This window comes from Seonamhaeicola sp. MEBiC01930, from assembly GCF_045277075.1.
Lineage (GTDB): Bacteria > Bacteroidota > Bacteroidia > Flavobacteriales > Flavobacteriaceae > Seonamhaeicola.
The window spans coordinates 2,873,267-2,887,107 of sequence record NZ_CP104270.1; the positions used below are offsets into that span (position 1 = coordinate 2,873,267).

15 protein-coding genes are annotated in these 13,841 nt (G+C 32.3%); 12 read left to right on the top strand and 3 right to left on the bottom strand.

What is annotated here, in order from left to right:
• Nucleotide 1 precedes the first annotated feature (1 nt).
• The 3 genes from N1F78_RS12455 to N1F78_RS12465 are packed head-to-tail and all read right to left on the bottom strand — an operon-like array spanning nucleotide 2 to nucleotide 2,270.
• Entirely contained in the window at nucleotides 2-742 is a 741-nt protein-coding gene (locus tag N1F78_RS12455) for a sulfite exporter TauE/SafE family protein (RefSeq protein ID WP_406683488.1), read from the bottom strand.
• Nucleotides 743-1,081, bottom strand: a complete 339-nt coding sequence (locus N1F78_RS12460) for a winged helix-turn-helix domain-containing protein (RefSeq protein WP_406683489.1) — start codon at nucleotides 1,079-1,081, stop codon at nucleotides 743-745.
• A 10-nt stretch (nucleotides 1,082-1,091) separates the two neighbouring features.
• A complete protein-coding gene (locus tag N1F78_RS12465) occupies nucleotides 1,092-2,270 on the bottom strand; it encodes a molybdopterin molybdotransferase MoeA (protein WP_406683490.1) in 1,179 nt (392 codons plus the stop codon).
• 208 nt (nucleotides 2,271-2,478) lie between these two features.
• Here N1F78_RS12465 and N1F78_RS12470 point away from each other — a divergent pair, with 208 nt between their 5' ends.
• The 12 genes from N1F78_RS12470 (at nucleotide 2,479) to N1F78_RS12525 (ending at nucleotide 13,764) form a co-directional block, all read left to right on the top strand.
• A complete protein-coding gene (locus N1F78_RS12470) occupies nucleotides 2,479-3,228 on the top strand; it encodes a Crp/Fnr family transcriptional regulator (RefSeq protein ID WP_406683491.1) in 750 nt (249 codons plus the stop codon).
• A 208-nt stretch (nucleotides 3,229-3,436) separates the two neighbouring features.
• A complete protein-coding gene (locus N1F78_RS12475; protein WP_406683492.1) occupies nucleotides 3,437-3,850 on the top strand; it encodes a globin family protein in 414 nt (137 codons plus the stop codon).
• 33 nt (nucleotides 3,851-3,883) lie between these two features.
• The gene (locus tag N1F78_RS12480) at nucleotides 3,884-4,702 is read left to right on the top strand and encodes a DUF3365 domain-containing protein (RefSeq protein ID WP_406683493.1); all 819 of its coding nucleotides are present in this window, start codon (nucleotides 3,884-3,886) and stop codon (nucleotides 4,700-4,702) included.
• Between the two features lie 116 nt (nucleotides 4,703-4,818).
• Complete coding sequence (locus tag N1F78_RS12485) at nucleotides 4,819-5,301, top strand: hypothetical protein (protein WP_406683494.1); 483 nt, start codon at nucleotides 4,819-4,821, stop codon at nucleotides 5,299-5,301.
• Between the two features lie 2 nt (nucleotides 5,302-5,303).
• On the top strand, nucleotides 5,304-6,332 hold the full coding sequence (locus N1F78_RS12490; protein WP_406683495.1) for a 2Fe-2S iron-sulfur cluster-binding protein: 1,029 nt from the start codon (nucleotides 5,304-5,306) through the stop codon (nucleotides 6,330-6,332).
• 16 nt (nucleotides 6,333-6,348) lie between these two features.
• Complete coding sequence (locus N1F78_RS12495; RefSeq protein WP_406683496.1) at nucleotides 6,349-7,062, top strand: cytochrome c3 family protein; 714 nt, start codon at nucleotides 6,349-6,351, stop codon at nucleotides 7,060-7,062.
• Nucleotides 7,063-7,289: 227 nt separating this feature from the next.
• Nucleotides 7,290-8,672, top strand: coding sequence for a CmpA/NrtA family ABC transporter substrate-binding protein (locus N1F78_RS12500; RefSeq protein ID WP_406683497.1), 1,383 nt, complete (start codon nucleotides 7,290-7,292; stop codon nucleotides 8,670-8,672).
• A 41-nt stretch (nucleotides 8,673-8,713) separates the two neighbouring features.
• Complete coding sequence (locus N1F78_RS12505) at nucleotides 8,714-9,820, top strand: ABC transporter permease (RefSeq protein WP_406683498.1); 1,107 nt, start codon at nucleotides 8,714-8,716, stop codon at nucleotides 9,818-9,820.
• An 81-nt stretch (nucleotides 9,821-9,901) separates the two neighbouring features.
• Nucleotides 9,902-10,750 (top strand): ABC transporter ATP-binding protein, encoded by an 849-nt coding sequence (locus tag N1F78_RS12510; protein WP_406683499.1) that lies wholly within the window; start codon nucleotides 9,902-9,904, stop codon nucleotides 10,748-10,750.
• A gap of 9 nt (nucleotides 10,751-10,759) precedes the next feature.
• Nucleotides 10,760-11,590 carry an ABC transporter ATP-binding protein gene (locus N1F78_RS12515; protein ID WP_406683500.1) on the top strand — a complete coding sequence of 277 codons (831 nt, stop codon included), beginning with the start codon at nucleotides 10,760-10,762 and terminating at the stop codon, nucleotides 11,588-11,590.
• A gap of 144 nt (nucleotides 11,591-11,734) precedes the next feature.
• Nucleotides 11,735-12,937 carry a hypothetical protein gene (locus N1F78_RS12520; protein WP_406683501.1) on the top strand — a complete coding sequence of 401 codons (1,203 nt, stop codon included), beginning with the start codon at nucleotides 11,735-11,737 and terminating at the stop codon, nucleotides 12,935-12,937.
• Between the two features lie 185 nt (nucleotides 12,938-13,122).
• Nucleotides 13,123-13,764, top strand: a complete 642-nt coding sequence (locus tag N1F78_RS12525) for a carboxypeptidase-like regulatory domain-containing protein (RefSeq protein WP_406683502.1) — start codon at nucleotides 13,123-13,125, stop codon at nucleotides 13,762-13,764.
• Nucleotides 13,765-13,841: the final 77 nt, after the last annotated feature.

Here is a 13,841-nt window from a genome sequence, read left to right on the forward strand (position 1 = left end):
ATTAAGTAAACATCAATTTTGCACATGCTATTACTAAAACAAAAGCTAGTATATATCTTAGTTTCTGATTATTTATTATTTTACTACCATAATAACCGCCTAAAATACCACCAACAAGTGCTATGGCTACCAGTATAAAAGACTCTTTTTCAAGTTTAACACCTATACTGAATTGTCCAATCAACGCAGATGCTGAATTCACCCAAATAAACAAGGCTGAAACAGCAGCAGCTTCTTTCATTTTACCCCAATGAAATAATAATATTAGGGGAGTTAATATGATGCCTCCTCCTATGCCTATTAATCCTGAAAAGAAACCAATCAGTCCTCCAACTAAAAGACCTTGCCATAATTTGATTTGTTTAATTGTGCCATTTTCTTTTCCAAAGACATTCAGCATTTTAAGAATAGCGAAGATTAATAAAATAGCTAGTATTTTTTTATATAAAGTAGCGTCAATGTCAAATCTCCCTCCAATTAAAGAGAAGGGGACAGAGGTTATAGCAAAAGTTAAGAATAATTTACTGTTAAAAAATCCTTCTTTATAATAGTAATAAAACGAAATGCCAGCTACAAACAAATTAAGCAATAGGGCAGTGGGTTTCATGGTTTCAATAGCAAACGAAAACAATGCCATTAAAGCTAAATACCCACTTGCACCTCCGTGTCCCACGCTAGAGTATAAAAAGGATACAATAGGAAGTATCAGTAAAAAATAATATATGTTCTCAGTTTGCAGCATTTATAAGCATTCAATTTTTTGTAATTGGTCATCTAAAAAGGCCCAACAGTTTTTGTTGATTTCATCAAAAGCGTTAATCAAAGATTGACCATATTCTGTCAATTCTGCACCACCACCACCTTTACCGCCTATACTATTTATGGTAACAGGTTTTTTGGCAGATTTATTTACTGAGTCCAATAACTGCCATGCCTTTTTATAGGATATTTTTAGTGATTTGGCTGCTTTAGATAAGGAGCCTGTTTCATGTATAGCCTTTAATAAATGTACACGACCTTCACCCAGAAGTACATTGTTTTCTGATTCTATCCAAATTCTGCTTTTAATTTTATAACCCATAGCTTCCGTTTTAAACAGGTAATAAAATGGTTTCAATATTATCACCAATGTTGACCTGAGAAACATCGGCTGGAACAAAAACCAATGCATTTGATAGTGCAAAGGTCTGTAACATTGATGAGTTCTGTCCTTCTAAAAGCTCTACTTCACCATTATTATAAACGGCCTTTAAAAATTGAGGTCTATCACCTCTTTTTGTGAAATTTGAAAGGGATTTACCTTGAACTCTAGGTAATTCTACATCAGTTCTATCCATCATTTGCTGCAAGGCGATATAAACGTAAACATAAAAGCATGTTAATGCCGCCGCAGGATTTCCGGGTAATGCAAAAATGGAAGTATTCACTTTTTTCCCAAAGAATAAAGGTTTTCCGGGTTTTTGCTTCACTTTATAAAAAACCTCTTCAACTTGTAATTCGTTTAGAGCTTTACCAACATAGTCATAGTCTCCAACCGATATTCCTCCGGTGATAAGCACTAAATCATTGTTTTCAATAACCGATTTGAGCAAATCAACAGTTTTTCCATAATCATCGGCAACCTTGTGAAGAGAAACATCATAGAATTTCAAACTATATAATACACTTTGTAGCATTTTAGAATTACTTTCATAAATCTGTCCATACTTTAATTCTTTTCCAGGTTCTATAAGTTCATTACCTGTAGTAACTATAGCAATGGTTGGTTTTTTGAAAACCGATACTTCCGTTATTCCGAGGGAAGTGAGATATCCTATTCCAGCAGGGGTTAGTTTTGTGCCTTTTTTTAGCGCAATATTACCTTGTTTAACTTGTTCCCCTAAAGGACGAATATTTTGCTCTAAATTGATTTGATGTTCAATAGTAATAGCATTGTCATTGGCAATGACTTTTTCTTGCATCATGACGGCATTGGCTGTATCTGGAACAGCTGCCCCAGTAAATATTCTAATGGCTTCGCCTTCTTTTAAAACTGGTTGATGACCATCTCCAGCCTTAACCTCATCAATTAATAAATAGTTTAAATCACCATGTAAATTCAAGGCATATCCATCCATGGCTGATTGCCTGAATGGAGGCATATTAATAGGGGAAATTACATCTCTTGAGATATAATAACCATTGGCCTTTTCAACAGCTTTAATCGTTTCTTTAAATAAAGCTGTTGCATTGTTTTTTACAGACGAAATAGCTTCTTGAATGGTAATCATTTGTGTTTTCGTTATATCCATGCAAATATAACGATAAACTTTAATATTTGAAGTTGGGATTTATATATTGCACATTTGACAATTTAGGCATTACTATTTTTTTAGTATCTAAAAAAAGAAGAGACTAAATTGTCAGCTTCCTAAAAATACACTCACTTACTTTAAAACTAAGTATTATTACGTATATTTGTTTTGAATCAAGATAATTATGCTTAAAGTAGCTCCGTTTTCAAATATTAAAATCGCTAATTCTTCTAAAGGAGAAAGTGATATTAATGGGAGTGGAAATAGTTTGATCCATAAATATGCAGATGTCCTTTTTAATTCTGATGCACCTCAAGGAAATACTCTTTTGAGATGTAAAAAAGGACAACAATTTGTTATTGAAGGAGCTCCAGTAAATGGTCTTTTCTTTATTAAGAGCGGAACAGTTAAGGTATTTAGAACTGGAATAAATGGACGTGAGCAAATAGTACGATTTGCCAAAGAAGGTGAGATTGTTGGGCATAGAGGTTTCGGAACACAAGAGTATTATTCTATAGGAGCTATTGCGCTTCAAGACATAGAATTATACTATTTCTCTAAAGAGTTTTTGCAGGGTGTATTAATTAGTAACCCAGAGTTTACTTATGATATGATGCTTTTTTATGCTAATGAACTTAATAGAAGTGAAAACAAAGTAAAGTCAATTTCTCAAATGACTGTTAGGGAGCGTGTGGTTGATACCTTGTTATATATAAACCGTAAATTCGGAAGTGTTAAAGGTTTTTTAAATTTACCTTTAAGTCGTAAAGAATATGCTGATTATGCTGGAACTTCAGAAGAACAAGTTATTAGAGTTTTTTCTGCATTAAAGAAAGAAAACCTAATTATTGCCAGTGGAAAAAAAATAGGTATAACCAATATTGATCTTCTTAAAAAAGAAATTAGCGAACACAACTTCTTTTTAGATAGCTAATAAAATTTCACATTTTTCATTTTAAAACATGTAGTAAAGTCAGTTTTTTGCCTGTTTAGTAACAGTTAAAATCAAGACGAAAAAAGATGTTTTATTGTGGTTATTTCCATATTAAAATTAAAGGAGTCCTATTAGATTTGCTTAATAAAAATAAGTATTAATACTTAAGTTTTGTGTTAATACGTATTACTATTTTAAAGTCTAAATTATGGAGCAAAAAACAATTACACTAGTACAAGACTCGTTTGAAAAGGTAAAGCCAATAGCCTCAACTGCGGCTGAAATATTTTACTCTAAACTTTTTGAATTAGACCCTAAATTAAAACCATTATTCCCTAATAGCGAAGATGCTATGAAAGTTCAAGGAAACAAGTTAATGTCAATGTTAGCTTCGGCGGTTGCAGGATTAAGCAATTTAGAGGCATTAATTCCAATTTTACAGGATTTGGGAAAACGGCATGTAGAGTATAAGGTTGAAGCTTTTCATTATAATACTGTTGGAGAGGCCTTATTGGGAACTTTGGAAGCAGGCCTAGGAGATGATTTCACACCAGAGGTAAAGGGCGCATGGGCTAGTGTTTATACTACAATGGCTGATGTTATGATTAAAGCTTCCTATTAATTAATTAATTAATTAACAAATAAAAAAGAAAATATGAGACGCATTCAAAAATTACAATTATTAGGTTTAATAACAATTGGAACTCTTTTAAATTCATGTGGCGGAGTACCAGAAGAAAAGTCGGAATTGGCAGGAGAAGCTAAGGCATTTTCAGTAGAAGAAGTTTTGGAAATGGTGGCTAAAGAAAATGACGTAACAAGAACCCTTTACACAAAAGCTATAGTAGGTAAAGGAAAAGCTCAAGGAATGAAGTTTGATGAGGATTGGAGAAAAGATGATGTTGAAGCAGGGCCTCTTCCAGCATTATTTTTACGAGGAGTAGCAACAAGTATAAGGAAAAGCCCAGTACCATTAGGTTTATATTTAGGCTCTGATTTCCCTGTTAATGCTGCTAATAAATTTGAAGGAAAACAAGCAGATTTATTTGAGCAAATAAAGAAAGATCAAGAACCACAATTCTTTTATGATGAAGAACAAAAATTGCACACAGCAATGTTTGCTGATTTAGCAAGTGCAGGTGCCTGTGTTTCATGCCATAATGATCACCCTCAAACAGCTAAATCAGATTGGAAACTTGGAGATGTAATGGGGGCAACAACATGGCAATATCCTAAAGACTCTTTAACTTATAAAGAAACAGTAGCTGTTTTAAATTCTTATGCTAAAGGAACCGTAGATATTTATATGGAGTATTTAGATGAAATAGATGCATTTAAAGAAAGTGAAAAACCTGAGATAGGGGATAAATGGCCAGCAGAAGGGAAGTATTTACCCACTGCAGAAGTATTCTTAGATAGTGTAAGAAAATTAGCTTCATATGAAACTATGAAGCAGCTTGTAGCTGCTAAGTAGTTGCTAAGCTAATTATTGTTTAGTGTTAATATTACAATCTAGCCCATTTCATTGTCTAATAACAAATTGTTATGGGTTTGGGTTGTAATTTCTTTTAAATTTTTTATAACTAAAATATGGTTTTAAGTAATAATAAATCTTCAATTTTAGGGCTTTTATTATTTGTAGCTTTTTCTATCCAGTTTTTTTTAAAGTTAGAATGGACTTGGTTGTATGAGTTGCAACAACAAGAAATGTATAAAAGATGGTCGGGGCTATTTTTAGCTTTGGTAATTGGCTTTCAGTGGGTTCTGTCTCTTGTAAGAACAAATAGAAGACTTAGAGTTCATAATCTTGTTATGCAAAATATTCATAAATGGATTGGTGCCCTATGTCCATTGATTTTTTACATACATAGCATGGGTATGGGTTACGGTTATTTGTTATTGTTGTCTTATATCTTTTTTGTAAATACAATATTGGGTTATATCAATCTTGATGTTATAAAAAATAATAGTGATGTACTTTTTAAAGGTTGGATGATTTCTCACGTAGCAATATCATTAATTATAACTATTCTAATGCTTTTTCATGTAGTAATGGTGTTTTATTATAAATAAATATGAAGTTAGAAATAAAAGATATTATAAAGGAAACTGAAGATGCAGTTAGTGTTTCTTTTAAAAATGGAAATTTTTTTAAAAAACTAAAGTATAAACCAGGACAATTTTTAACCATAAAAGTGCCAATTGAAGGTGTAGTATATAAAAGAGCATATTCTTTTAGTAGTAACCCCTTTACAGATAAAGACTTAAAGATAACCATAAAACGTGTAGAGAAGGGTTTGGTCTCAAATTATGTACACGATTTTATTAAGGTAGGAGATAAATTAGAAGTTGATAATCCCGCAGGTAGTTTTCATATAAATCCTAATAAATCCTCTCAAAAGCAATATGTTTTATTTGCAGGAGGAAGCGGAGTAACACCTATGTTTTCTATTATTAAATCTGTTTTAACTGAAGAGAAAGCATCTAAAATACTTCTTGTTTATGCTAATCAAAATTTAGATTCTATAATCTTTCATGACGAATTAAAATCTTTAGAACAAGCATACCCGGAAAAGTTTGCTGTAGAACATATACTTTCAAAATGCGAAAATTGTAATGATAATTATCATAGTGGTTTGGTAACTCATGAGTTAATGAATACAATTTTTTCAAAACATAATTTAGCATATGATGACCATGCCTATATGATATGTGGCCCTTTTGGTTATATGGAAAAGATAAAGGAGATTCTAAAAGATAATGGTATAGGTAGAGAAAAAATAAAGCTAGAAGTTTTTAAAGCGCCAGAGGTAAAAGTATCGGGTAAAGAATTAATGAGTAATGTGATGTTAAAATATAAAGGAGAAAAACACATGCTTAAGGTTAGAGGGGACAAAACAATATTAAATCAGGCCATGTCTAATAATATTGTGATTCCTTATTCTTGCAGATCTGGTATGTGCTCTAGTTGCAAGGCTAAATGTGTTGAAGGTGAGGTTAAAATGACAGATGGTCATTTTTTAACTGATGAAGATGTTGAGAGCGGTTCAATTTTAACATGTATTACATACCCATTAACAGAAGAAGTTGTAATAGAAATATAGCTAAAAGAATATTAGGATGTTTAAAGTAAGCCCATTAAGAAAAAGACAAGTAATTGGATCTATTATTGGTCTAGTTGTAGGTAGTGTTATTTTTTATGTTTTAACTCTAGAATCTACTGAAGAATATGTTTCTATTGGTCCAATGAATACAGGGCATCAAGACTTGTCATGTTTTACATGTCATGCTGATGCTAAGGGTAATTTATTGCAACAGATACAATCAAATATCTCCCATACGATAGGAGCTAGAGAAGAAGGTGTTGATTTTGGTACGCATGATGTAACTGTTGATAATTGTTTGGAATGTCATGATAGAGCAAATGATAGACACCCCACTTATCGTTTTTCAGAGCCTAGATTTAAAAATGCTATAAAAGCTATTGATGCTACTACCTGTATTACATGTCATACAGAACATAATGATAAGGAACGTGTTTCTCTTATATCAGCTGATTACTGTATGAACTGCCATCAAGAGTTGGTAGTGGAAAACGACCCGTTGGATATATCGCATGAAGATTTAATTGCTAAAGAAAAATGGTCTACATGTATTCAATGTCATGATTTTCATGGTAACCATCGTTATGAAGTGCCTGAGCAGATGAAAGACACTATTCCTCTGTTGGATGTTAAGAAATATTTTGAAGGTGGAGCTGATCCATATGGAACAGATAAAAAGTACATAGCCCTTTCTCAAGAACAATGGCTAAAAAAATTAGAAAAAAACTAAGTAAGTACTTAATTGTAAGTAGTGAAAATTTAGAAATAAGTATTTATAATATTTAGTTAAAATATTTAAAACCAATAGGTTGATTCAAAAACCTGCCAAACGGCAGGTTTTTTTGTGGATTAAAAAGTGTTTTTATTATGGGGTTCCTCATGAGTTAAAACTTATTCTACTTATATATTTGTCAAAAAATTAAGTAATAATACTTAGAATTAATTAAAACAATAAATATGAGAACACTAATCAAAAAAGCAACCTTTATTCTACCAATAGCAGTTTTGTTATTTGCTTGTGGAGGAAAAGAAAAAAAGAAAGAAGCAGTTGAAGAGGTAGTAGCAGAAACTTCTAAAACTAAGCAACTTGAAATAGAAAAACCACAGTTAACTTTTGGTTTTATCAAATTAACAGATATGGCACCTTTGGCAATTGCTAAAGAAAAGGGATTTTTTGAAGATGAAGGATTATTTGTATCTGTTGAAGCACAATCAAACTGGAAGAATGTATTAGACCGTGTAATTGATGGACAATTAGATGGTTCTCATATGTTAGCAGGTCAGCCAATTGCTGCAGGTGCAGGTTTTGGACGTCAGGCTGAATTAGTAACTCCATTTTCAATGGATTTAAACGGTAACGGAATTACTGTTTCTAATGATGTTTGGTCTAAAATGAAACCAAATGTACCAAAAGGACCAGATGGTAAGCCTGTTCACCCTATAAAAGCAGAAGCTTTAAAGCCAGTAATTGATGAGTATAAAAATAGTGGAAAAGCATTTAAAATGGGTATGGTATTCCCTGTATCAACTCATAACTATGAAATTAGATATTGGTTAGCAGCTGCTGGAATTCACCCAGGTATGTATACAGCTGAAAATGTACAAGGACAAATTGATGCTGAAGTATTATTATCTGTAACACCTCCACCACAAATGCCAGCAACATTAGAAGCGGGAACAATTTATGGTTACTGTGTAGGAGAACCATGGAACCAACAGGCTGTATTTAAAGGTATTGGTGTACCTGTAACTACAAACTATGATATTTGGAAAAATAACCCAGAAAAAGTGTTTGTGATGACAAAGAAATTTGTTGAGCAATATCCTAACACTGCGGTTGCTGTAACAAAAGCATTAATTAGAGCTGGTAAGTGGTTAGATGAACCATCAAATAGAGCTGAAGCTGTAAAAATCTTAGCAATGTCTCAATATGTTGGAGCTCCAGAAGCTGTATTAGCAAATTCAATGACAGGAACATTTGAGTTTGAAAAAGGAGACAAGCGCGAAATGCCTGATTTCAATGTATTCTACAAATACAATGCAACTTATCCATTCTATTCAGACGGTATCTGGTTCTTAACTCAGATGAGAAGATGGGGACAAATTCCAGAGGCTAAACCAGTAGAATGGTATTCTGAAACAATAAAAGATATATACAGACCTGATATATGGAAAAAGGCAGCAGATTTATTAGTAGCTGAAGGTAATATTCCAGCAGGTGATATACCAACAACAGATGGTTATAAACCAGCCACTGCAGATTTTATTGATGGAACTACTTATGATGCCAAAGATCCAATAGGGTACATCAACAGTTTCAAAATTGGAAACAAAGATTAAGAATTAAGAAGAAAATAAAGTTATACTAAAAAGCAATAGTCATGAAGCAAAGTTTAACATTAGGAAAAGTAACAAAGTTTATGGGGTTAGGATTTTTATCTACTATAAAAGCGTTATTTACGGGTAAATTAGAGAAGGAAGATTTTAAAGATTTCTTACGTAAAGTAATTGTACCAATAGCATCAATACTCCTGTTTTTAGGAATATGGCACATGGGTGCTAAGGCACTTTACAATATTGAAGCAGATTTTAAAATCAATAAAGCGTTGGAGGAGCGAGGTCAAGAAGCAGCTGATGCTGAAGCAGCTTGTATTGCCTCTGGAGATTCTACTTGTCAGCCTAATTCTTTGCCTTCACCGGCACAAGTATGGGACTCTTATAAGTCTTTATTAAAAGATCACAGTATAATTAGTGCAGATAAAGCGGCATTTAAAGAAAAAACTGCCGCTTTAAATGCCAAAAGATTAGCGGAAGGAAAAGATGCAATTACCTACACAGGTAGGCCATCTTTCGTAGATCAAATTATTAGAAGTTTAAAAACAGTTTTTGCTGGGTTTTTATTAGCACTTTTAATTGCAGTTCCTTTAGGTATTTTTATAGGATTAAGCCCTACTTTAAAAAGTTCATTTAATTGGTTTATTCAAATATTTAAACCAGTATCTCCTGTAGTGTGGTATCTATTAGTTTTTATGATTGTTAAAACTTTATTAATAGATTCTAGCGAAGATAGTTCATTTACAATATCATTTATTAGTGTTGGTTTATGTTCTATGTGGGCAACATTGGTTAATACAGCTATGGGTGTGTCTTCTGTTGATAAAGATTATATCAACGTAGCAAAAGTATTAAAGCTTGGAACTTTTCAGAAAATATTTAAAGTAATACTACCATCATCATTGCCTTTAATTTTTACAGGTTTAAAAATTACAATATCTGTTGGGTGGATGGTATTAATTGCTATTGAATTATTAGCACAAAGTCCAGGATTAGGAACTTTTGTTTGGGAGGAATTTCAAAATGGAGCTAATGATTCTAATGCCAAAATTATTGTTGCAATGTTTGTTATAGGTATTATAGGTTTCTTATTAGACAGGTTAATGTTAACCATTCAAAATTCAGTGTCTTTTGTTAAAACAGATGCTATTTAATAATAGGTTGAATTGTATACTGGTTATTCAAAAAAGAGAATAAACAGATAAGCAAATTATAACAATTAAACACAGAAGAAAATGGCATATTTAGAATTAAAAAACATATATAAGACCTATGAGCAAGGTAATGATGCTACAGAAGTTCTTTCAAATATTAATTTAACTATTGAAGAAGGTGAATTTGTTGCCATAGTAGGGTTTACCGGAAGTGGAAAAACTACATTAGTTAACTTAATTAACGGATTATTACAGCCAACCAAAGGAGAGGTTTTGTTTAAGGGGCAACCAGTAGTTGGTACTAGCCATGAGAGAGGTGTGATTTTTCAAAACTATTCACTATTACCTTGGTTAACAGTTGAGCAAAATGTATTAATGGCGGTTAAGGAGGCATTTCCAAAACGTGAAAAGGCAGTTTGGAAACGTAAAGCAGCGCATTATATAGAAATGGTAGGTTTAACGCCGGCTATTAATAAGTTGCCAAAAGAATTATCAGGTGGTATGCGTCAGCGTGTAGCAGTAGCAAGAGCGTTGTCAATGAAACCAGATATGATTATTATGGATGAGCCTTTAGGCGCTTTAGATGCTTTAACAAGAGGAACACTTCAAGATCAGATTTTAAATATTTGGGGAAAAGATAAACGTACAGCATTATTAATAACTAATGATGTTGACGAAGGTTTGTATATGGCAGACAGAATAATTCCTTTAAGACCTGGACCCAATGCAACTTTAGGACCAGAATTTAAGATTGATATTGACAGGCCTAGAGATAAAACAGAGCTTAACGATAATCCAAATTATAAGAAAACTAGAAATGCCATTATAGAGTACTTAATGGATATTGGAGAAGAAAGAAAGTCTCAAGCTAAAGAAGAATTAGTACTTCCAGATTTGAGTCCAAAAGATTTTGTTAACCAATTTAAATAATAGCATCAAATGAGTACAATTATAACAGATACGAAAACAGCAAGTTTAGAGGAAAACGGACTTTTTCCTTCAAGTGAAGTGATGCTTGACTTAAAAAAATTAAAGAAAGTATATCCAACGCCTAAAGGAGATTATGTAGTATTAGAAGACTTAAATCTTCAAATAAAAAAAGAGGAGTTTGTTACAATTATAGGGCATTCTGGTTGTGGTAAAACAACAATGCTATCAATGATAGCAGGTTTAAATCCAATTTCTGGAGGTAATATTTCGGTTTTAGGAAAAAATATCAAAGGACCTGGACCAGATAGAGGTGTAATTTTTCAAGCACCTAGTTTAATGCCTTGGATGACATCTTTACAAAATGTTATGCTGGGTGTGAATCAAGTTTTTCCTCATGCTACAAAATCTCAGCGTACAGATATTGCTAAATATTATTTACAAAAGGTTGGTCTTGAAGATGCATTCAACAAAAAAGCATCTGATTTATCACAAGGTATGCAGCAACGTGTTGGTATAGCAAGAGCTTTTGCCATTAAGCCAAAGGTGCTATTGTTGGATGAACCATTTGGAATGTTAGATTCATTGACCAGAGGAGAGCTTCAGGATACATTAATTGATATTTGGAATAAAGAAAAAATTACCGCAGTTATGATTACGCATGATGTTGATGAAGCTATATTTTTGGCAGACAGAGTAGTGATGATGACCAGTGGTCCTAAAGCCAAAATTGGTGATGTGCTTTCCATTGATTTTGAACGACCTAGAACGCGTAAAGCAGTTTTAGAACATGATGACTATTACAAATACAGAAAGCATTTAATAGACTTTTTAGAACATTAAAATTTATATGAAATAAAGCAGTTTTAAACATGAGTTTTGTCATAAAAGAGACATTCGGGTCTTTTTATATTTGCCTCAGACATTCAACTGCGCTAATTAATAATTAAATAACTAATTCAAAAACAATAATTAAAATTAGAAAACATGAGAAAACAATATTTATTAATAACAATTTTGGCTTTAGTGGCTCAATTTGCTCAAGCTCAATTTACTCTGGAAGGAGAGTTTAGACCACGTACAGAATTATTTGGTAGTGGGCAATCTAGTACGGCGGCTGACGGTTCAGATGCATGGTTACAAACAAGTGTAAGAGCGGCTTTAATGGCTACTTACAAAGCAGAAAATTATACATACTATATGTCATTTCAGGAAGTGTTTCTACATGGTGACAGACAACAAATTGCTGCCTCAGGTAATGGCAATTTTAGAGTACAAGAAGCATGGGTAGATTTTAAACTTGATGATAAATGGAGTTTTAAATTAGGTAGACAACCTTTATCTTATGATGATCAAAGAATATTAGGTGGTTTAGGATGGGCTCAACAAGCGAGAACTCATGATGTAGGTATTATAAAACACAAATCAGGGAGTTTCTCTTTAGATGCAGGTTATGCAGTTAATACTATTGGTGGTGCAGTTTATAACAATGCTACCTTATTTACATACAGAAATTTAGGATTTGTTCATGCTCATACAGGGTCTGAAAAGTTTAATGTAAGTGCATTATTATTAAATACAACTTATCAAAATGGTGGTGATAAATCTAATTTATTTACTGGAGGTTTACATGCCAAAGCTAAATTGGGAAGCTTGGGATTAGCAAGTAACTTTTATTTACAATCTGGTAACAGAGTTGGAGAAGTAGAAGTAAAAGGGGCATTATTATATAGTTTAGATGCTACTTACAAAGTTTCTGATAAAGTTACAATATTGGCAGGTTTTGAGTCTATTGGTGGTAAAACTGATGATTCAGCTGCATTTTTCCCATTATATGGTACAAATCACAAATTTAATGGTTTGATGGATAGATTCTATGTTGGAAATCATGGAAATGCTGGAGGTCTTGTAGATATTAACTTTGGTGCTAAATTTGGTTTAGGTAAAGGATGGGGATTAACTGCTAAATTCCATACTTTTAGTGAAGAGTCACCAAATGTATCTACTTCAACAGAAAACTTAGGAAGCGAAATAGATTTAGTTATAGCTAAAGGATTTAAAGGATTTAAATTAGTTTCAGGATATTCACAGTTTTTTGAGCCAGATTTTGTTACAGGGGCTAAAGGAACGCAAAACTGGGCTTGGGCAATGATAATTGTAAAACCTAAGTTTTTAAACACTGCTAAATAATATTTAAAATATAAACCTGAATTTTTGGGTTTATCATGACTATTTTCAAATCGGAAAACCTTGCTTTATGCAGGGTTTTTTGTTTTTTATAATCTATTTACTCATCCATAATTGGGTTTCACTCATTGTCAGTTTTTGTTTTTAATTTTAGGTTATAGTTTGGTTGAAACTTAAAAATCAATACAATGGAACAACAATTTTATCTAACTATTAACAAGTCTTGTTCAGAAAATTTCAATAAATTTGATAAAACTGAAAAAGGAAGATTCTGTAATACTTGTAACAAAGAGGTTATAGATTTTAGACACATGACAACTACTGAGCTTATTAAGTTCTTTGAAGAAAACCAATTTAGTACTTGTGGAATTTTAAAAACATCTCAAATGAAAACCTATTCTCATCACTCAATTACTCAACCAAAAAGAAAGTTTAATTACTTGAAAACTTTAGGGTTTGCTATTATATCATTATTCGCATTTCAAAATGTAAGGGCTCAAGATACTGTAAAGGAACAAATTAATAAAAGTGCATCTCAAGATAACTTATTAACAGGCACAGTATTAGATCATGAAAAGGCACCACTTCCGGGTGTAAGTATTGTACTAAAGGGCACCAAAATAGGAGCCACTACTAATTTTGATGGCAAATTCACATTTCCTCAAAAATTAAAAGAAGGAGATATTCTTGTATTAAGTTATTTGGGATATTCACCTAAAAGAATAAAAATAGGAAAGGATCAAACCGTTCTTAATGTAACCATGGATGCCGAATTAATTGAATTAATGGGGGCAGTAGAAACCAATAAGCCGTATAAGTCTAAGCGGTAACTTTTTTAAAAAATACAACTTTTTTTGATGCGTAAATTTTGGCTTCTAGCAATTTTATTTCTTAGCCTCAATCATTA